Source organism: Paenibacillus cymbidii, from assembly GCF_004764705.1.
GTDB classification, from domain to species: Bacteria; Bacillota; Bacilli; order Paenibacillales; family NBRC-103111; genus Paenibacillus_AN; species Paenibacillus_AN cymbidii.
In genome coordinates this window covers 162,491-182,943 of the sequence record NZ_SHLX01000004.1, presented here as the reverse complement: position 1 = coordinate 182,943, position 20,453 = coordinate 162,491, and the positions used below count along the sequence as shown (strand labels likewise).

The following is a 20,453-nucleotide window of genomic DNA, read 5'->3' as shown; positions in this document are numbered from 1 at the left end:
CCGCCCGCTACAGCTCCCGGTATTCCTGCGGGGTCATGCCTACCTGGTTTTTGAACATGCGGACGAAGGACAACCTGGATTCGTATCCGACCTTTTCGGCGATTTCATACACTTTGTAGTCGGAGGAGGCAAGAAGCTCCTTCGCCTTGTCGATCCGACATTGCTGGATGTATTCGAGCAGCCCCATGCCGGTCGTTTGCTTGAACAAACGCGATAAGTAGGAGGGATTCATCTGCACCAAATCGGCCAACCGCGCGAGCGACAAATCCTCCTGGAGATTGCCGGGGATGTAGCCCTGCAGCCACAACACGACCTCGTGATCGCTCTTGACCGCCCTTTTCTCCGGATGGGTGAACACGGTTTGCGTCAGCTTGAGGAAAAAGCGGGCCATCTGCCCGGTCGTCATTTCGGGATCGACTTGCGTGAGCCGATTCAGCTCCTCGCCCTCCAGCCAGTGGCGGGCCGGGCGGGCGTTGAAATAGGACAGAAAGATCGACGCAAGGGCGTGATACACTTCGAGCTTGTAAAAGCCGGCGGCGCCGCTTTCCTCCATCGCAGCCATCAGCTCGCGGAACGTGTCGTTAAATTCCTCCTGCTTGCCTTGTTCCAAATAGTGCCGGAGCAGCGCGATTTTTTTCGCATTGCTTTTATACAGCTTGCCGGCGGCAGGCTCCGAATCGTCGCTCTTTTCATCCGGCTGCGCACGGTCGATCAGGATAATCCCCCTGTCCGCTCCCCGTTCGCTGAGCAGCATGGACCGCAGCCGGCTGAACGTAGCCGGCAGCGTTATCCACTCCGCCGCAGCGTTCGCGACGGCGAACGAAACCGGCAGCCGCATCAAATCGGCGCATGTTCGCTGCATGCTTTCCAGACGGCCGGCCACGACCGCAAACACGGGATCCTCCGCCGTTTCCTGCGGTGCTGCCGGCGGGGCCTCCTCCCGCCTGCCGGCTTGCAGCAGCCAGACGAGATTCGATGTGCCGAACGGAATGGAGATCAGTTCGACGTCCTGCTGCAAATATTCGGCGGCGATGTTCTGAATCGCGAACCGCATTACCGGATGTTCGGCGGTGCGCCAGCCTTCCCAGCTGTCCACCCGGCCGACCAGCATCAGCACGGGCGCGTCCGTCCGCAACGGGATGTCCCACAGGTCGAAACGCCGCTGCGTTTCTTCGCTCGACCACGGCCTGTCGCCCTGCAGCAGCGGGAGCAAATAATGCTGCATCGCTTCTGGCTTCAGCTGCAGCTTTTGCATTTTTGCCTCGTACAGCTTGCGCTTCGTGTCGTACTCCTCGTCCAACTTCGCGATTGCTTTTTCCACCACCTGCACGATGCTGTCGTCGCTTTCCTCTTTCAGCATGTAGTCGAAGGCGCCGCTCGAGATCGCGCTTTTGACATAGTGAAAATCGTCGTAGCTCGTCAGGAAAATGACTTTGCAGGACGGCCAGTTTTGGCGAATGCTGCGCAGCAGCTCGATCCCTTCCATCCCCGGCATCTTGATGTCGGACAGCACGATATGGATATGCGTTTTCTCCATGATGGCCAGCGCTTCCTGGGCGGAATACGCCGTGTGCAGCTCCAGCCCGAGCCGGGGCTGCCCGGCGAACAGCTCCATCAGGCCATCCACGATGATGGGCAAATCGTCCACGATGATCATGCGATACATGGAATCGCTCCTCTCGTCTTTGTTATAAGCCGTCCGGATCGAGCTTCAGGCGGATAGCCGCGCACAGCCCGCCGAGCTGGGACCGCGACAACCGGACGCCGCTCCCGGTTCCGAACATGATTTCGATGCGCCGGTGCACATTGATGAGCCCGGTCGTCTCCAGCCCGTCCGCGTCGGAATCGGCCAGCCGGGCCGCCATGGCCGCTATGTCGTCGTCGTGCAATACGCTGCCGTTGTCTTCGATCATCAGCGAATAATAGCCATCCTTCACCGCATCGTGAATCCATAACTCGCCTTGGCCGGACGCCTGGTGGAAAGCGTACTTATAAGCGTTTTCAACAACCGGCAAAATCATCATCCGGGGCACCGGCAGCACGCGACAGCGTTCGTTCGGCGGCTCGATTGCGACAGCGATGCGGTCGCCGTAGCAAATCGTCTGGATGTCGACGTAGTTCCGCACATGCCGCATCTCCGTTTCAAGCGGGATTTTGTCGCTGGCGCTGCGGGTAATGAAGCGGAAGTAGTCGCCCAAATACATGGCGAACCGGAACGCCTTTTCGTTGTCCGCCGTTTGAATGAGCCGTTTCAGAATGAAGAAGCAGTTGTACAAAAAATGCGGATTCATTTGCGACTGCAGCTGTTTCAGCGTCAGCCGCTGGTTGCGGATTTCTTTCTCGTACACCTGATGGATGAGCACGTCGAGCCTGGCCACCATGGAGTTGAAGCGATGGTACAAATAGCGGAATTCGTCCCCGCGCTCGGTCGTCACAATGGGCGTCAAATTGCCCTCCTCCACTTTGCGGAACGCGAAGACGAGACGGCGCAGCGGCTGATGAATAATGCGCAGCAGCGAGTAGGCAAACGAGACGACGATCAGAATAGCCATCGCCAGCAAAATCCAGGCCCATTTTTCATAAAACCGCAACGAACGGAGAATGTCGTCCTGGGGCATAAACGTGAGCAGCGTCGCATCGCTCAAAGCGGAAGTCTTGTAGGAAACCAAATAGTTCGTTTGTCCGACGGCGACGGTTACCGCCCCGGCTTCATCGGCAAGCGGAGCTTCGCGATTCGCAAACGCCTGCAGCGACCGCTGTACCGGCTTGTCCGGATCGCTTGCCACAATCCATCCGTCCCTGGCGTGGTACAACACCGAATAACCCTGCTCCGGATCGACAATATTGAACAGGCTGCTCCGCAGCACGGACGTGGACAGCTCGACGGCAATGACGAATACGGGCGGTCGGTTCGTGTAAATACTGGTCGGATAGCGGAAGCTCATGAACAGCCGCTCGTCAATCGCAACGAGGCGATTCGCCTCCAGATTGTTGGCAAGCGGCTTGTATTCGGCGGACGATACCCGCGTATCGAAATCGGTCGAGGTGAGCGTACGATCCAACTTGGGGAAAAACACTTTCACTTCCTCAATAAAATGGCTGGAAGCTTTGAGCAGCTGCAGCCGTTTCTGGACGGCGATCAGTTTGGCCGTACGGTCGTACGAAGCGATGTCGTCGACGGAGTTGCCGAGCTCCTGCAAATCTTTGTCGATGACGAAGTTGAGCAGCAGTTGATTGATCCGGTTCACCTCCGAATCGAACGACTGCATGTAGAACCGGTTGTTGTTGACGGCCGATTTGGTAATTTCGTGGCGAATGTCCCGGCTGCCTGCGCGGTTGAGCAGCAGCGTGACCGTGTACAACGGCAGCAGAACGGCCAGAAACGTCAATACCAGTTTCATGAAAATGGACACGCGCATCCGCTTCATCCAGGCCAGCCGTCCGCTGAATAAACGGGCAATCACAGGTTTCAATAGCCGAACCCCCATTGCTAGAAATGGAAATTATTGTAATACCTCAGATTGATCGTATCCCCCCCATTGTACGCGATAAACCGGCATTAGCCTATTCTTTTTCTGTCGCCGGTGCGGCGCTTGAAAGCCGGACCAAGCTTCGACAACATAAAAAAGCCCGTCCATTGCACGGGCTCGATTCGGTTTATATTTTTGTCACTTGTCAATCATACCCAGCCTTTGCAGCGTTCGGAGGAACACAACCGCCGCTTGCGCGCGTGTCGCTTCCTCCTTCGGTCCAAATGTATCGTCACTTGTACCGATCATAATTTGCAGGTTCACCATCAGGCGAATGTCCTCCAGAGCAACTGCGTCCACACCTTCGATATCCTTGTATCCATCCAGACGGGTAAATCCCTCTGTCATCGACGGCTTTTCCAAGGCAACGACGGCAGCAAGCATACTCGACATTTCCTCGCGGGTCAGCGGTTGATCGGGACGAATCGGTTGCCCTTCACATAATCGAGAATGCCCAATTCATTCGCTTTGGCTACTGTGTCCCCGTACCATGTATCGAGCTTGACATCGTCATAAGGTTCCGCGCTGCCGGCGGATAGGCCGAGCCCCAGCGCCCGAACGAGCATGGCCGTAAATTCCGCTCTGGTGACCGCCTTGTCCGGTTCGAAGCGGCCATCGCCAGTTCCCTCAACAAGTCCTTTCGCCGCGGCCAGCTCGACAAACGACCGGCTCCAATGCGCTTGCACATCCGTAAAACGCACTGAATTTTCCGCTATGGCGTACACGCTGTTTGTATAGGAGCGAATCATCGCATACCATATGCCATCAATCTGTTTCGTTGTGGCCGCAACAAACGCAAACGTCTTCGTCGTCTCGTTGTAACGGAATGCGCCCCATTGCGCAGGCATGGCAGTCTCATTTTTCGGCATCGGAATCACTCTTGTCAGCGCCTCGCTAAACCTGTCGACAGCTCCGAAGATTTGCCCCGACTTGGTGTTGATCACATCGATTTGAAAATCGACGATCGCCCCCATCACCTTTCCGTTAGGCAACCCGTTCGCAAATGCCGTCTGAATGGCGTTGTCGCCGGACTTGTCGGTCAGGGTGATCTTGAAGCTGATGTCCGCGGGATTGAGGTTGTTGGCCATAAGCAAATCTTGCAACCCTGGAATAAGCGACGCCAGACTCACGGGAACTTGATAGCTGCCGTAAGGGGTTTTAATCTCCAGGATGAAGGCGGCGTTCTTATTCTCAAAACCTGTCAAAATACTGGCCGGGATGCTGACGTACGCTGTGCCGTCCTTGGGCGTTACCTCCAGTGTGCAGGACGGCTTTGACATGTCGATGGTACTTGGGTCAAGCGTCGCGCCGTTCATGTCGATGACCGGCGCGTTGACCGGCAACGTTACGATAGATGGACTGCTGCTTGAATCCGGGTCGGATGTCGTTGTCGCTATTGTTATGATTGCCATTTCCTTTACCGCTTCGTTGCCTGCCGCATCTTTCGCATAAACGGTGAAAGTCCCATTCATGGTGACCGTGAATTGTTGTGTGGCCCTGATGTCTGTACCGGCTCCACCGGCAAAATCGGCAGTGCTATGGCTTCCCGCCATCCAGCTCAGCTTTGCGAGCGTGTTGCCCGCCGCTTCTCCGTTGACATCGGCCGTCACACGGATCGTTTTCTGCCGACTCGGTCCGTCCGGCGAGGCTTGCAGGGCAAGGTCTGGCGCAATCGCGACGATGCGGATGCCGCTCGTATCCGGCACTTCGTAAAGCAGCGAAGCGTTTGCACCGGAGAGGACGCGTGTAATGCTTGCACCGCCTTGAAGCGCCAATTGCCCTATGACAGCAATCCCGTCCTCGTCCGCCGTCCCCGCCGGCGCCTCGTAAGCGAAGGTCAGGGAGGTTACGGGAACGCCGCGCTCGCCCGCATATGTTGCATAAACCGAATAGGTCACGCTGCCGGTGCCGATCTTCAGCGGAACGGCAGGCGTGCCGCTCACGATTACTTCGTCGTTATAGGTCAGCGTAAAGGCAAGCGTTTCGTTCACGCCGTACAAATCGTCCGCCGGGACTGTCAGTTCGGGCCCAACAAGGATGGTGTACGTCCGATTGGCACTGCTGCCGCTATCTGTGTCGGTGGCCGTCACCTCGAACGAATACGAACCGGCCTTGTCCGCGGTGCCGACGAGCGTTCGGCCGCTCAACGTCAGCCCGTTTGGCAGTTGCCCGTCCGTGATCGCATAGGTATAGCTTCCCGTTCCGTTTTCCGCTTCCGGAAGGTCCGCGTTGTACGCCTCGCCGTAATCGCCATGCGGCAGGTCTGCCGCGGACAGCGTCAACGCGTTGGCTGTCCATTCGGCAAAAAACGAGGTATCCGCGCGCACTTGTGCCGGAAAAACAGCTTGAGTCGAGTGACCCGGATCGGTGTACCATTCTGCGAACGTGTAGCCTGCTCGCTGCGGATGGGGTGAAGGCGCTGCGACGCTTGCGCCATATACCTCGTTCGTCACCGAAGGTTGACTCATCGTTCCGCCATTCAAACCCCAGCTTACTTGATAAAGATTCGAGAGCGTAATGTCCGCAACCGTCTCCGTATTCGTAACCTCAAGATGAGCAGGGTCCAAGGCCACCGGTCGGTAGCCATTCGAAGAAGTCAGCGCAAGATCTTCCAGCTCATAGTTGCCGGCAGGTACATACAAGCGCAGCTTTCCGTTGCTATCTGTCGAGACTTCGCCGCCCTTATACGAAAGCGACATATTCGGCAAAATGGTTGTATCGTCTGCAACGACCGTCAACACCATCAGATAGACCGGGACGCCGGCACTATTTTGAAAAGCGCTTGTATCGCCGTTTGCTTGAACCGCACCGCCATCGACTTTGGTTATCGCACCGCCGGCTCCCCCGTTTCCTGCGCCGATGCCGGCTCCGCCATTCATACCCGTAGCCGTTACGGTGCCGCCCGTTATCGTCGTTGTGCCGCCTGCTGCGCCATATCCTCCGCCGATTCCGGCTGAGTCGGAGCCGCCTGTGGCTGTGACGATGCCGCCCGTTATGATCGTTTCACCGCCGGCTCCATAAGTTCCCCCGCCGATGCCGGCTCCCATGGCGGTGCCAGTGGCCGTAACAGTGCCGCCCGAAATGTTCGTTGTACCGCCTGCTCCGCCGCTTCCCCCACCGATTCCGGCTGCATGGCCGCCACCAATAGCCGTAACCGTGCCACCCGTTATCGTCGTTGTGCCGCCGGCGCCTCCGGATCCTCCACCTATGCCGGCTCCGTAATACATGGCTCCGCCCTTCGCCGTTACGGTGCCGCCCGTTATCGTCGTTACGCCGCCGGCACCCCCGGATCCTCCACCTATACCGGCTCCATCATTAGGACCATAGGCCGTGACAATTCCACCCGTTATCGTCGTTACGCCGCCGGTACCTCCGGATCCTCCGCCAATTCCGGCTCCTCCGTTATAACCGCCGTTGGCCGTGATGTGGCCGCCCATTATCGTCACTGTACCGCCGCCTTCTGATGGCCCTCCGCCGATGCCCGCTGATCTGCCATTGGCCGTAAGCGAATCTGTGTCCGTACCGGTAATGGTGAGCGATTTGCCGGCAGGCACCCGGATTCCCGGGGCGTTTGAGTTGCTCGCGATGAAATTATTGCCTGTCAATTTGAGCGTGACTTCCGCTCCGGCTACATCCATCCCTGCCATACTGGCAGAGCTAAAGTTGATACCGCTGATGGTCAGTTCCAAAGCGTTCGAATTGTTGGCCGACACACTGGCAGTCAATATCGTCGCCGGGTCGTTTTGGGTCAGGGTGACTTTGGTTACATTTGATGCTATGGAAATGGTCCCATCCCCCATCAACTTGTATGTACCATTTTCGCCGATCGTGTAGACGCCGCTAATTTCCGTAACGGATTCATCGGCAAATGCGGCCATTGGCAAGCCGAACACCGTTCCGGCCAACAGCAGAAAAACCAATAACAGCTTGCCTGCGGGTCGAGTCGTTCTATTGCTCATCATTCCTTACCTCCGACTATTTTTTGCAGACCTCTGGTTTTTTCACTGCCTTTCATGGACAAACAACCAACTATTTTGGCTATTTTTAAATACATTCCGGTATGTATATATTTAAATCCGATCTTCCGCATCCGTCAAGCAAACAATTCGCAAAAACAGTAAAAAAACGGAATCGACTCGACCAAATACGATTCCAACGGCGGTGATTTAAGCCGGTTTTTACGACTTATTTGATGCAAGCCGCCGTTTCCTGATTCACTCTGCTTTTCTGTTCTTGGATGCGTTCCGACACTAATTGCACGCAAAAGCGCCGCCCCTAGCAGGACGGCGCAGATTGGAACCGTATCGATGCGGCTTCTTCGTTGCCGGACGCAACTTCTGTTTGCGACCGTTACGGGCGCTTCACAAACGTGTGCGAAGCGGTTTCGATCGCCGCAAACGCCCAGTGGGTGGCCGGCACGTCGCCCCATGTCGCGTTCGCCGGCGTTGCCTCGTCCCAGGCCGGCCGATGCAGCAGCCGGTTCAGCACGGCAACGCCCTCCGCGCGGGTGAGCGGCCGGTCCGGACGGAACGTGCCGTCCTCGTAGCCGACCATCCAGCCTTCCCGTTGCACGGCTGCGATGGCGGCGGACGCCCAATGTCCCGCCGCATCGGCGAACGGGGAAGCTGTTTCGCCCGGCGCGAGCTTGGCCCAGGCAGCAGCAATCGTGGCCAGCTCGGCGCGCGTCACGGCGGCGTCCGGGCGGAACGAGCCGTTCGAATCGCCGACCATCAGCTCTTCGGCGCGCACTAGCGCAATGGTTGACGCCGCCCAGTGCGCAGCCGGCACGTCCGGGAATGCGCTGCCCGCCGCAGCCGCAGCGGCCGCCGGCAGGTTGCGGGCAAGCAGCGCCGCCAATTCCGCCCGGGCGAGCGTTCGCTCGGGGTGGAACAGACCGTCGTCGTCACCGCTCACATACCGCTCGTACACGACCGCATCGTGCAGGTCGAGCATCGTAAAAGCGCTGAAATGGTCGACGGCAATCTCGTATCCGCTCGGTTTGCCGTTCGCGTCGTACACGATCGTCCCCCGCTGCAGCACGTTCCGGCCGTCGCTATGCTCGACATAAACCGCAAGCGATTCGAGCAGCCGTTCCAGCTGCACCGGATCGGACGGTAGGCGTACCAGGTCAAGCGGGAACACAAGCCGCGTGGTCCGGTCCGCGTAATCGGCCTCGATTTGCACCGGCGTGCCGATCACTTCCGCCGCTCCTCCCGGCGAAGCGCCCGTCACTTCCGGCGCCTGCAGCACGCGAGCGGCCGTTGCCGCAAGTTCCCCGGGAGCGCGCGCCGGAACGACCGTAAACGTCACGTCCCGCGCATCGCCCTTCAGCAGCGCCAACGTTTCCGCCGACAGGGAGATCAGGGCTTCCGGGGTTTGAATTTCCAGCGAAAGGCCGTAATCGTCCAAGGTGCCGACGGCTTTCCGCGACAAGCCGACCACGATGGCGTCCGCCGGCTCCTGCGGCAGATCGTCGATCACGATGCGCGCCGTTTTGTTCCCCGTGCCGGCGGCGGCGCGGGCAAAGGCGAGGACGCTCTGATCGTCGAGCGAAACGACGTCCGTCTTGCGGCCGTCCGCTGCCCGCTTGCGCGTGATCGTCACGTTCATCGTGTTGCTGCCCGTCCCGACTCGCACTTCTTCCTGCCCGCCGGAGGACGGGCCGGGAGTTGCCGTCGGGGACGGAGACACTTGCGGTGTCGGCATTACGCCACCGCCACCTGGCCCGTCGCTGCCGGTTGGCCCGCCGGTGCCCGAGCCATCGTCCGGATGCTGAATCGCCGCGCGCGAGGCAACCAGCGTGTAAGTCCGCGCCTGCCCGTCGGCGGCCGTAACTTCCACCGTAACGGTTGCCGTTCCGCCCGCCGCGACCGGAATCGCCGCCGAAGCGGCGTCGCTGTCAACCGGCTCGCCGTTGACCCGGATTGCGGCGTCGGCATGTTGCGCTTCCGGCGTCAGCACAAGCTGCGCCTCACTGCTCGCCATTGACACAACGTAGCCCGTCACCAACGGATCGAAGCTGCGGTCAAGCGTGCCGCCGGCAACCGCCAATGCACTCAGATGATGGCCGTCGTAAGCAAACTTCTGAATGCGATGGCTGGAGCTGTCGGCAATGTACACGTTGCCCGCCCCGTCGACGGCGATGCCGCGGATATCGTCGCTTTGCTCATCGCCCGTCCCCCGCTCTCCCCAGCTTGCCAGCCGCGAACCGTCGGGAGCGAATTTCGAAATCCGGTTGGCTCCGCTGTCCGCCACGTACACATTGCCGACGCCATCCAGCGCAATACCGCTGATGTAGGAGAAAGCGCCGGTTTCCGGCTGCCCCCACGCTGCTTCGAGCGGATCGCCTTCCAGCGTAAACGTCTGGATGCGCGTCGAATCGCTGACGTAGGCGATGTTCCGCCCGCTGTCTACCGCAATGCCCTGCGGCCGGAAGTAGTAGCTGCCCGCATCCGTTTCGCCCTCCCACGTCAGGCGGTCGCCGTTCGGCAGCAGCTTGACGACGAGATGACCGACGGTGTCCGCCACGTATAGGTTGCCGGCGTCGTCGACGGCGACCGCCCGCGGCTCGCCGAAACCGCCCGCCACCAGCGCCGTCGTCCCGTCGGTCGAATTGTACTTGTACAACTCGCTGTAGCCGGTGATGTAGAGGTTGCCGAACGAGTCGGAAGCTACACCATAAGGAACGAAGGAATCGGGATCGTCCGGGTTGCCCCGCTCCTCGATATAGGCCAGCTGCGAATCGAATTTCTGCACGCGATTGTTGCCGGAATCGGCCACATACACCGCTCCGTCCGGGCCAACCGCAACCCCTTCGGGATAATAAAACTGCCCCGCTTCGCCGCCGAGGCTGCCCCAGGTCGCCACATGCCGCAGCTCCGCATCCAGCTTCTGCACGCGGTAATGCAACGTATCGGCCACATAAACGTTGCCGCTGCCGTCCACCGCGATGCCGTAAGGGCCGTCGAACTGGAGATTGCGCACTCCCGTTCCGCCGGGCGTCGACGTCACGCCGTTCCCGTCCCACCGCATCGCCACGTTGCGATCGTTGTCCGTCGTGTAGATCGTGCCTTGCGCATCCACATCGATGGCGGCGATCGAATGGGAATCGGCCGTACTATAGTCGCGAATGAACGTTCCCTGCGGGGTCAGCTTGACGATGCGGCTGCCGTCCTCCACGACGTACACGTTGCCGTTGTCGTCAACAGCCACCGCGGAAATCGACACGAACGGCACCGCAACGTCCGATGCGTCGATGTATGTCGTCCAGGCGGTGACCGAACCGTCTTCGCCCACCAGCCAGACGGCATTTTCGTCTTCATCGGCCGCATAGAGCACGCCACGCGCGGAGTCGAACGCAAGCCCCGTAATGTAGCCGAATTGTCCGCTTCCCCACGTCTGCAGCGGCAGCGGCGAAGCACCGGCTGTGTCGATCATGGAGACCGCGCCGCCGCTCGAGGCATAAACGATGCTCGTGACGCCGGCAGCGATTGCGCGCGGGGTGAAGCCGCCTTCGCCTTGCCAGACGGCGAGAATCGTCCCGTTCGCGTCCAGCTTCACGATTTGGCGGTTCGTATAGTCTGCCGCATATACATGGCCTTCGCTATCCGTATCCACGTCCATGATCGATTTGAACGTATAAGCGTGCTGCGGCGCAAGCCGCTCGAATGCGTATCCGGGAGCGATCTCCGCGGCCGCCGCCGGACCGGGCCGCAGCGGCAGTCCCGCGGGGAGCGCAAGCAGCGCCGCCAGCATGACAAACAGCATGCGCCGCATGAGTTTATTGCGTTTGCTTAGAGCCACGAAACATCCATCCTTTCGGTTCAAATGAGAGTCCTCTCCCATCGTAGCACGGCGTTCCGCGGCAAACGATTAACCAAAGTTAACTCTTGCACTCGATCTTGCCGGGACAATGCGGTTATAATGGGGCTACCATTTCAAGCAGAAACGGCATGAACGAAACGCCGTTTACCATAACGGAGGAATCATGACCCTATCCCGCGATCGCGACCCGATTTTGCTCCATGCGAAAATAAGCCCTCCCGCCGCCCGCATGAACCTGGTGGCGCGGCAGCGGCTTGTGGCGAGCCTCGAGGACGGCGCACGCGGCAGGCTGACGCTGCTCATCGCCCCCGCCGGCTATGGCAAAACGACGGCGCTGAGCCAGTGGGCGCAGCAAACAGCCAACGCGACGGCTTGGCTCTCGCTTGGCGAAGCGGACAACGATCCCGTCCGTTTCTGGCGCTATGTGGGCCAGGCGCTTGCGGACGCGCTGCCGCCGGAGACGGGCGAGCGCGCCTTGCAGTTGGTCCGCACCGCGCCGAGCCTGTCGGTCAGCACGTTTCTCGACGCGCTCCTTCATGAGCTCGACCTTGTCGAACAGCCGACGGCGCTCGTGCTCGACGACTTCCACGCCGTGAAGGACGCGGGCATCCATGACGGACTCGTTTATTTCATTGCGAATATGCCGCCGACGCTTCGCCTTGTGATCGCAAGCCGCAATGAATTGCCGTTTCCCACGGTGCAGTGGCGCTTGCGAAACGAGTTGACGACCGTCGATGCCGAGCAAATGAAATTCACCTTGTCCGAGTCGGAGACATTCTACCGGGAAACGGCGAGTTTGCCGCTGTCCTCCGGCCATGTCGCCCGGCTGCAGCAGCAAACGGAAGGCTGGATTGCAGGGCTGCAATTGCTGGCGATTTCCTTGCGCAGGGCAACCGACTACGATCGTTTCATCGCCGGCTTCACCGGCTACAACCGCGACATCGCCGATTATTTGTTCCACGAGGTCATGTCCGGGCTGCCTGCGGACATGCAGGCGTTCCTGCTGCGCACCTCCGTCCTGGAACGGCTGGACGCCGCCGTCTGCAACGACATTACCGGACGGACGGATGGCGCGCGCATGCTGGAGCAGTTAAAAGCATGGAACTTGTTCCTGCTGCCGCTCGATGATCGGGACAGCGCGTACCGCTATCACCATCTGTTCACCGAATTTCTACGCAATCTTGTCGGACGGCAGCACCCGGACCTGCAGGCGGCGGCGCACCTTGCGGCCAGCCGCAGCCTGGCGGCGCGCGGCTATATGGACGAAGCGATCGATCATGCGTTCGCCGCCCGCGACTACCGCACTGCCGCAGACTACTTGTCGCGGCATATCGCCGATGTGCTGCAGCGCGGTGAATTTCCGACGCTGCTGCGCTGGTTCGACTGTTTCCCCGAAGCGGTCGACGTAACGCCCGAGCTGTCGCTCCTGCACGCCTTTGTGCTTGTGGTCACCGGCCAGGCGGAGCGCGCGGAGCGGCAACTGGCCCGGATCGAGCGACACTTCAGCGGCATGGAGTCAGGCCCGGAGCGCCGGCAGATTCAGAGCGGGCTGCTGTTCGTCCGGTCGAATCTTGTGTTCGCCAGCGGCCAATTCGCACAGTGGTTCGCCTTCAGCGAAGGCATTCTCGACGAGCTGCTGCCGCACAGCCCGATTTTTTACAACTTCAATTACAACAAGTCGGAGCCGCTTGTGCGGCGCACCGCCTTCGGGCTGCGCGGCGCACTGTCCGCGGAGACGGAAACGATCGGCAAGCTGTTCTCGGGCGTGCTGGAGAAACACGGCTGGGGCGATTCGCTCATCAATCTGTATGTGCTGCAATCGATGGCCGAAGGCTTCTACGAATGGAATCGGCTGGAGGAAAGCCAGGCGCTGCTGCACCGGCTCGAACGGGTGCCGCGCCTGCGGCATATCCCCGGGCTGTACGTGCCCGGTCGCATTACCCAGGCGTACCTCTACGCGGCCACCGGCCGGCCCGAGCTCGCTCGCGACGCGATGGAGGAAGCGACCGCGGCGGCGCTGAAGCTGCCGGAAACGCACTGGGCCGCCTATTTGCGCGCCTGCCGGCTCCGGCTTCATCTGATGCTGGATGAGCTGCCCGCCGCAAAAGTGGCGGCTGAAGCCCTCCACCTGTCCGCCAAGGACAAGCCGACCTTCAACCGGGAATACGAGTATATCGCCTTTGCCCGCTTGCTCGGCGCCCGGCACAAAGAAGCGGAAGCGCTGCGGCTGCTTGAATTGCTGCAGCCGCAGGCGCTTCGGGAGAACAGCCTGGCGAGCCGGGTGGAAATCGCGATCGCGCAAGCGTGTCTGCAGGAGCAACGAGGGCAGCGGAACCTGGCGCTGGTTGCGCTGCACGAAGCGCTCACCGTCGGCGAAGCGAATGGCTACGTCCGCAGCTTCGTCGATGCCGGCAACTCGATGGCGAAGCTGCTGCAGCTGTACGCCGCAAAGGCGCAGCAACCGGACGCGGCGGCGGTTTTTGCGCCTGCTCCGGCCACGGCCGCTTATGTGCAGCGGCTGCAGGATGCGTTTCCGACGGTCGTATCGCCGCAAGCGGCAGCCGTGCCGTCGTCTGCTCCGGTCGAGCCGCTCACGCGCACGGAGCTTGAGCTGCTGCAGTTGATCCGGGAAGGCGAATCGAACCGGCGCATTGCCGCCAGACTTCATCTGTCGGTCGGCACGGTCAAGGTGTACGTGTCCCGGTTGTACGGCAAGCTGGGCGTCTCCTCTCGCACGCAAGCGCTAGCCAAGGCGCAGGAATGGCGGCTGCTTCGCGAGGAATAGAATAGGCAATGTTTTATGGCCTATTTCGCCAAATTCGGGCAGCCTCTCCAAAATAACCAGTGAAATCACTGGCTATTTCGGCTAAAAGACCCGATTGGGGGCCTGACGGAGCAAATAAGCCATGTTTTCGCTGGTTATTTCCGAAGAGGCCGGCCAAATCGGGCAAATAGGCCATTTTTCATTGGTTATTTTCGTTATTGGGCCCGGCATGGTGCCGCGGCCGCTCTTCCTTCCCTGCCAACCCTACCTCTATGTTAAGAATATTTCATACGGATGTTCAATATTTCGTATGCTTCTGCCATGTGGCATGATTGAAATATACATTTTCGTAGGAGGTTGGCTTGGTATGGCAATAACCGATTATATCGTTCGGCCAATAACGCCGGAAGACGATTTCGAACGAATCGAATATTTATTTTACCGAACTCATATCGAGGGCAAACAAGAATGGATGGCTAAACACAAGATTGCCTATAGAAGAGAGAATTGGAGGCAGCTCTTGTTTCCCGATTCAGGCGGGAGTCGGCCGGTAGTGTTAAAAGCATTGTCTCTAAGCGGTTTTGCGGCCGAAAAAGACGGGGTTGTGTCCGCCTTTGCGACCGTAGGTATTTCAACGCAATCGCGCAACGGTTATTTGGATTACGGCTTCGAACAGGGTTGTAGTCACATGTTGAAAGAGCTGTTGGCGTGCTGTGGAACAATGGTGAAAGAAAAAGGCGGCACCCGTATTTACAAATTAACGGAAATGCCCTTGGGTCACATTCGAAACGATCAAATCAGCTTATGGGAGTCTCATGGTTTTGAGTGCAATCCCTTCTATCATGTGTTTGTTGATAACCGAAATATCGTTTCATGGAATCCGCCAGAAAATGTAGACTTGAGCAAGATCCAACTGCCTTCGAAGATTGAAATTGAAGCGATTGCAAAACTATTGGAGGAGGATCGCGAGTTTTTCCTTGCCGAAGAATTTCGGGGGAACTTCGCTCAATTGACTCCGGATCATGTATTCCTTTGCTTGTATGATGACGAAAAAGAAATCAAAGGAATCTCCTACTATAAAGTATGGGCAAAACAAGAAGGCTCTTTCGTGGCGGCGTTTGGAGTCCATTTTAGACCGGAATATGAAGTTTCCCGAGATGAAGTACGCAAACTCATTCAAGCGACGTTAGTATCCATGCAGCAAATTGGAGTAACAGCAGCCTGGGCGAGAGTATCTTCACAAAACTTCAACACGATCCTGGCGACAGCAGCCGAAGGATTTGAACTCTCGCCTAACCATAATGTCGTGATGGTCAAGCCGGTATGAGCAAATATGTAAACGCCAAGCGGGTGCTGCCGGAAAGCCTCGTTAAAGAAATCCAGAAGTATGTTCAAGGAGCTCACATCTACATCCCCAGTACAGAACGCAAATCATGGGGGACAGAAAGCGGGATCCGGGAAGAACTCGAACAACGCAATTTGGAAATCATAGTCAAGTTTAGAACCGGGCACGAGATTTCTACCTTATCCGAGCTGTACTGTCTCAGTGAAGAGCGAATAAAAGCCATCGTCTATGGAAGTGAAAACAAACTTGATTTGCCACTACAAAAAACATGACTGAGCGCTGTTTTCTCAGTCATGTTTTTAATAGTCTCTCCAAGGCAATCAAACCCGACTGGAAAACGTTTGGTTTCGCGCCTGGCTGCTTTTCCCCCAGAAGGAGCGGTATAGACCTTGGGCGGCAAAAAGCTCGTCGTGCGTACCCTTCTGTACGATGCGCCCCTGCTCGATCACGACAATCTGATCGGCATGTTGAATCGTGTTGAGGCGATGGGCGACGACAATCAGCGTTTTGTCAGCCGACAAGGCCCGAAGCGCCGCCTGGATTTCCGCTTCATTCTCGGGATCGATGCTGGCCGTCGCTTCGTCCAGCAGCACGATCGGCGCGTTCTTGAGCATCGCGCGGGCGATGGAGATACGCTGCTTCTCGCCACCGGACAACGTCGAGCCGCCTTCGCCGACCGGCGTATCGTAGCCCTGCGGCAGCGCGGCGATAAAATCATGGCAGCGCGCGGCCCGGGCAGCAGCCTTGATCTCTTCCGTTGTCGCTTCCGGACGGCCATAGCGAATGTTGTTGCCTATCGTATCCTGGAACAGATACACATCCTGGAACACCACGGAAATATGCTTCATCAGCGTGTCCATCCGCATCTGCCGCACATCGGCGCCTCCAATGAGGACAGCGCCTTCCTGCACATCCCAGCGTCGTCTTCCCTCCCCCCGACGGGCCAACCAGCGCCACCATGCTGCGTGCGGGAATAAACAAACTAATGCCGTTAATTGTTTTTCCGGACAAGGGTTGTCCCGTCTCTTGCTTGTTATAGGAGAAGCCGACTTGCTGCAATTCCACATCGAAACCCGCCGGCCGCTGCTCGTCCGCCCGCTTTGGTTCGCTCAGCGGCGGCTCGTCCAGAACCTCCGTCAACCGTCCCGCGGAAGCCAAATAATGACGACGGGAGATCGTATAGTCGAGCAGCGGAATCGGCTCATGGAAGCCCGGCATCACAATCATAAACAAAAGCAGCGCCATGCCTTCCAGGGTCCCTGCCGCATACAGCGCGCTGCCAACCAGCAAAACCGCGGCAAACCCGATCTCAAACACCGAATCGTACCACGATTGGTACGGGGTTAACCGATTCTGTACGGACAGATTCGCATCGCGATATTCCGCCATCGCCGCTTCGTAACGATCAAACCGCGTATCGCCGGAAGCAAAGGAGCGAATCAGCGGAATCCCCTGGATATACTCGATGATCCGGCTATTCGCCGCCGTTCGTGCCGCGGTCTGCCGTTTCATCGTTTCGTCAAACACGCGGTTGATCTGCGACGTCATCCACAAGTAGACCGGTACTCCCGGCAAAGCGCACAAGGCAAGCCGCCAATCCAACCATACCATGACGAAAAACAGCAGCAAAGACGCCACCAATCCGCGAATCACTCTGGCAATGGAATCGTAAACGGCAATTCCCGCTACATCGTCCGTCAGCCTCGTCTGAATCGTTCCTGCCTCCCGCGACAGGAAGAAGCCCATCGGCAACCTGCGCAGATGCTGCCCCAAATAAATGCGCAGCCGCTTGGTGACCGCCTGATCGTAACGCTCGAATCCTCGGAAGGAAGCGCTCATCAGCACGATCTGCCCGAGAAGTGTCAGCAGCAGTAAACCGGCGTACCGCCATGCGGCTGCGATTTGCGACTCGGCTAACGAATCAATGACAAGCGCTACCGAAAGCGTGGTCCAGCTGATCAGCAGCCCGGCAATCAGCGGATACAGGCACGCCCTCAGCAAGTGCCCCCGCTCCGTCCCCGCAAGCTGCAGCAGCTTGCGCCAATAGCCGCTCGCTCCCGTCAGTCCGGCATAAGCTTGGTCCTCTCCCCTTGCATCCGCTGCGGCAGCCGGCGCCGCAACGGCTTGCCCGCGTCCCTCATCCCCACGTCGAACATCCTCTGCCGCCGCGATCCGGTTCCCGCGTTCCGGCGCGATCCCATGCTCGGCCGCGATGAACGCTTGCCACATCGCCGCATAACGCGCGTTGCCCGCAAGCAGCTCCTCATGCGTTCCCGCCGCTTCTACCTGGCCTTCGTGCATCACGAGAATTCGATCGGCCTGCGCAAACCCCAGGCGGTGAGCGACTACCAGCAGCGTCTTCGGTTTCCCGCCCGCCGGATGCAGCAGTTCGGACAGCGCCTCCTGAATATGCGCCTCATTCTCCGCATCGACGAATGCCGTCGCTTCGTCCAGCAGCAGAATCGGCGCATCCTTGAGTATCGCCCGCGCAATGCTGATCCGCTGCCGCTGTCCGCCGCTGAGACGCCCGCCATTTTCGCCAAGCAATGTTCCGTATCCGTTCGGCAGCGCAGCAATAAACTCGTGGCAACGAGCCGTCTTCGCCGCGGCAATCACCTCCGCGTCCGTCGCTCCCGGCTTGCCGATACGAATATTTTCAAGCACCGTGTCATTGAACAGGAACACTTCCTGAAATACGCACGACACTTGTTTGGCCAGCTCCACGAGGTCATCTCGCGCACATCCACCCCGCCGATCGTTACCTTCCCGCCGCCGACATCCCTGAAACGCGACACGAGACGCACAATCGTCGACTTGCCCGATACCGAAGCTCCGACCAGCGCAGTCACCTTGCCTTCCGCAGCCGCAAACGACAGCTTGCGGAGCACCTGCCTTGACCCGTCATAAGTAAACGCGACGTCTTCGAACCGTACATCATGACGCTGCGGCACTTGCGGCTGCAAAGGCTCCGCCAACGACGGCTCGTTCAGAAATGCCGTCACACTCTCCATGCTCTGTTTGACCGTATCCATCGCATGACTGCCGCTGTGCACCGCGTTGAATACCGTTTTGCCGAAGCTCAGCGTCATCAGCACGAAAAAGACGAACACCGGAATCGTCAGACTTCCAGCCGCGTACAACCAGATGCCCGCAGGAACAACGAACAGCAAGCCGGCCCGCGACAAGCCCACGACCACCCCTTTGTACCGCAGCATAACCAGGTTGATCGCTTTCATGTTCGCCGAAGTGTCTTCGATGACAGCGCGGAACTCGTCGCAGCTTTCCTCGGAACGGGCGAATGTCTTGATGACCTTCATGCCGTAAACATAATGCAGCACCATCCTAATCACCCGAACCTGCTGCTGCTGGAGCCCGGGGCCCAACACCTTGAGCCTGCCAACCACCCACTTGAAGCTGAAATACACGACCGTCACATACAATAAGGCTGCCATCCCCATCCGCCAATCGACCGCGAGCATGGCGGCCACTGTCAGAAGAGGCACGGCTGTCGAAGCCGTCATATCGGGAATAAAATGGGCGATGCCGCGCTCCAGCCGCTCCACTTTTTCATTCATCGTGTTTTTGATCCGGGCCGTGTCAATTACCTGAAAAAAACCGAGCGGCAGCGTCGCCAGCTTCCTTGCGAGCGCGATGCGAATGTCGTACAGCACCGGAAAAGCGGCATAATGCGCGAACTTCGTCGCCTGTGCGAACAGCCAGCTTTTGCCCAGTATCGCCGCAAGCGCAGCCGAGCCCAGCACCAAATAAGACTGGCTTTGCAGCCATCCTTCCCCTGCGCCGAGCACTTTCTCGGCAATGAGGTACACAATCAGATAAGGAACAAGGCGGAGCGCAGTCGAAAATACAGCCAGAACAGCCCCCGCGATCAACAACATCCGCCGCTTGCCCAGGAAGGACAACAGCCGTTTGAGCGGCGGGGCTTCTTTTGCGCTTCTCGTTGCTCTTGCTTCAGCCAACTCCCGTTCTCCCCTCTCATGCAAACAGGCACATCCCGGCCAGGGCGTGTCTGAAAACCCGCTCAGGCGCATCTTCGGGGCTTCCATACACACCTACGGGTGCGCCTGTTTACTCGGACATTTATTTCATGGCATTAACGACTGCATCAATCCCGTACGTTTGGCCGATCGGGCCGATGCCGAGAGCAAGCTCGCCATTGATTCCGTAAACGCGATTGTTTTTGACCGCTTTAAGGCTTTTCCAGACCTCGCTCTTCTGCCAATCGTCAGTAAGCGCGGGGAGAGACTTATCCGTCCAATTAAAGTAACCGAGGACAAGATGATCCGGATTGATGGCGCTTAAGCCTTCCAGCGTAATCATTGCCGTGGCCGCCAAGCCTTTATCGGATGGAGGCGTCAGGCCAAGCCCTTTGTAATACTGAGGAAGCGAATCGGCGCTCAATCTTGACGGACATTGATTTTTTCCTCGTCGACCCATACGGTCGGGGCAATTTTCTCCAGTTGATCCTTGATCGCGGCGTTCGTCTTGCTCCCCGCCACAATAACGTCCGGCGCATAGGCGAGCATCGATTCCAGATTCACCTGGGCGCTTTCACCCACAACCTTCAATTCCTTGAATTTGTCGGCGTAAGGCTTGTACACTTCCGATTCCAACGACGATTTTGCCGCGGCGAACGGAACCGTCAAGCCGACCGAAGGCACGTCGAACAGAAACATCATTTCCATAAATGTCCAGGATGCTACGCCTACCTTCAGCGGCTGCTTCTGAATCGTCAGCGTTTTGCCGGCACTCGTGATATCGCGAGGAAAGGCCGATTTTGTTGGCTCCGGCGACGGTTTAACCGATTGCGGGGCGACGCTCGGCGACGCGCCTCCATCCTTCGTCCCTCCGGACCCCGATCCGCATGAAGACATCACCAGCACAATCGCCAACATCATAATTCCCAGTATACTTCTTCTCATCCTTGTTCCCCTGCCCTGTTTGTGTGATTTTGATATGATAATGATTATCA

The 20,453-nt window shown here is 58.5% G+C and carries 11 protein-coding genes and 1 pseudogene; 3 read left to right on the top strand and 9 right to left on the bottom strand.

Going from position 1 to position 20,453, the window contains the following annotated elements; all coding sequences use genetic code 11:
- Positions 1–7 precede the first annotated feature (7 nt).
- The 5 genes from EXY20_RS07780 to EXY20_RS07760 form a co-directional block, all read right to left on the bottom strand.
- Positions 8–1,666, bottom strand: coding sequence for a response regulator transcription factor (locus tag EXY20_RS07780; RefSeq protein WP_135549403.1), 1,659 nt, complete (start codon positions 1,664–1,666; stop codon positions 8–10).
- 22 nt (positions 1,667–1,688) lie between these two features.
- Entirely contained in the window at positions 1,689–3,464 is a 1,776-nt protein-coding gene (locus EXY20_RS07775; protein WP_235885437.1) for a sensor histidine kinase, read from the bottom strand.
- Between the two features lie 204 nt (positions 3,465–3,668).
- Positions 3,669–3,914, bottom strand: a complete 246-nt coding sequence (locus tag EXY20_RS07770; protein ID WP_167859065.1) for an S-layer homology domain-containing protein — start codon at positions 3,912–3,914, stop codon at positions 3,669–3,671.
- Between the two features lie 20 nt (positions 3,915–3,934).
- Entirely contained in the window at positions 3,935–7,489 is a 3,555-nt protein-coding gene (locus EXY20_RS07765) for an S-layer homology domain-containing protein (protein WP_135549396.1), read from the bottom strand.
- Positions 7,490–7,880: 391 nt separating this feature from the next.
- A complete protein-coding gene (locus tag EXY20_RS07760) occupies positions 7,881–11,333 on the bottom strand; it encodes an S-layer homology domain-containing protein (RefSeq protein WP_167859064.1) in 3,453 nt (1,150 codons plus the stop codon).
- Positions 11,334–11,517: 184 nt separating this feature from the next.
- On the opposite strand from EXY20_RS07760, the gene EXY20_RS07755 reads away from it, so the two are divergent.
- The 3 genes from EXY20_RS07755 to EXY20_RS07745 all read left to right on the top strand — a co-directional run bounded on the left by EXY20_RS07755 (position 11,518) and on the right by EXY20_RS07745 (position 15,735).
- On the top strand, positions 11,518–14,139 hold the full coding sequence (locus EXY20_RS07755; RefSeq protein WP_135549392.1) for a LuxR C-terminal-related transcriptional regulator: 2,622 nt from the start codon (positions 11,518–11,520) through the stop codon (positions 14,137–14,139).
- 121 nt (positions 14,140–14,260) lie between these two features.
- Positions 14,261–15,445 (top strand): hypothetical protein, encoded by a 1,185-nt coding sequence (locus EXY20_RS07750; RefSeq protein WP_135549390.1) that lies wholly within the window; start codon positions 14,261–14,263, stop codon positions 15,443–15,445.
- Positions 15,442–15,735: a CD3324 family protein gene (locus EXY20_RS07745; RefSeq protein ID WP_135549388.1), complete on the top strand. Its 294-nt coding sequence runs from the start codon at positions 15,442–15,444 to the stop codon at positions 15,733–15,735. Before EXY20_RS07750 ends, EXY20_RS07745 begins: the two co-directional genes overlap by 4 nt.
- Positions 15,736–15,783: 48 nt before the next feature.
- Here EXY20_RS07745 and EXY20_RS39765 read toward each other — a convergent pair whose 3' ends face one another.
- The 4 genes and pseudogenes from EXY20_RS39765 to EXY20_RS07720 form a co-directional block, all read right to left on the bottom strand.
- The gene (locus tag EXY20_RS39765) at positions 15,784–16,323 is read right to left on the bottom strand and encodes an ABC transporter ATP-binding protein (RefSeq protein ID WP_235885435.1); all 540 of its coding nucleotides are present in this window, start codon (positions 16,321–16,323) and stop codon (positions 15,784–15,786) included.
- 400 nt (positions 16,324–16,723) lie between these two features.
- Positions 16,724–19,359 (bottom strand): annotated as a pseudogene (locus tag EXY20_RS39760) (ABC transporter transmembrane domain-containing protein); the annotation flags it as partial.
- 202 nt (positions 19,360–19,561) lie between these two features.
- Positions 19,562–19,801: an ABC transporter substrate-binding protein gene (locus EXY20_RS07725; RefSeq protein WP_135549380.1), complete on the bottom strand. Its 240-nt coding sequence runs from the start codon at positions 19,799–19,801 to the stop codon at positions 19,562–19,564.
- Between the two features lie 77 nt (positions 19,802–19,878).
- Positions 19,879–20,403, bottom strand: coding sequence for an ABC transporter substrate-binding protein (locus EXY20_RS07720; protein WP_167859062.1), 525 nt, complete (start codon positions 20,401–20,403; stop codon positions 19,879–19,881).
- Between the last annotated feature and the right edge of the window lie 50 nt (positions 20,404–20,453).

Coding starts and splice junctions, on each gene's coding strand:
- EXY20_RS07780 (WP_135549403.1), bottom strand. CDS start 1,666: ATGTATCGCATGATCATCGTGGACGATTTGCCCATCATCGTGGATGGC.
- EXY20_RS07770 (WP_167859065.1), bottom strand. CDS start 3,914: ATGCTTGCTGCCGTCGTTGCCTTGGAAAAGCCGTCGATGACAGAGGGA.
- EXY20_RS07765 (WP_135549396.1), bottom strand. CDS start 7,489: ATGAGCAATAGAACGACTCGACCCGCAGGCAAGCTGTTATTGGTTTTT.
- EXY20_RS07755 (WP_135549392.1), top strand. CDS start 11,518: ATGACCCTATCCCGCGATCGCGACCCGATTTTGCTCCATGCGAAAATA.
- EXY20_RS07750 (WP_135549390.1), top strand. CDS start 14,261: ATGTTTTCGCTGGTTATTTCCGAAGAGGCCGGCCAAATCGGGCAAATA.
- EXY20_RS07745 (WP_135549388.1), top strand. CDS start 15,442: ATGAGCAAATATGTAAACGCCAAGCGGGTGCTGCCGGAAAGCCTCGTT.
- EXY20_RS39765 (WP_235885435.1), bottom strand. CDS start 16,323: ATGGACACGCTGATGAAGCATATTTCCGTGGTGTTCCAGGATGTGTAT.
- EXY20_RS07725 (WP_135549380.1), bottom strand. CDS start 19,801: ATGATTACGCTGGAAGGCTTAAGCGCCATCAATCCGGATCATCTTGTC.
- EXY20_RS07720 (WP_167859062.1), bottom strand. CDS start 20,403: ATGAGAAGAAGTATACTGGGAATTATGATGTTGGCGATTGTGCTGGTG.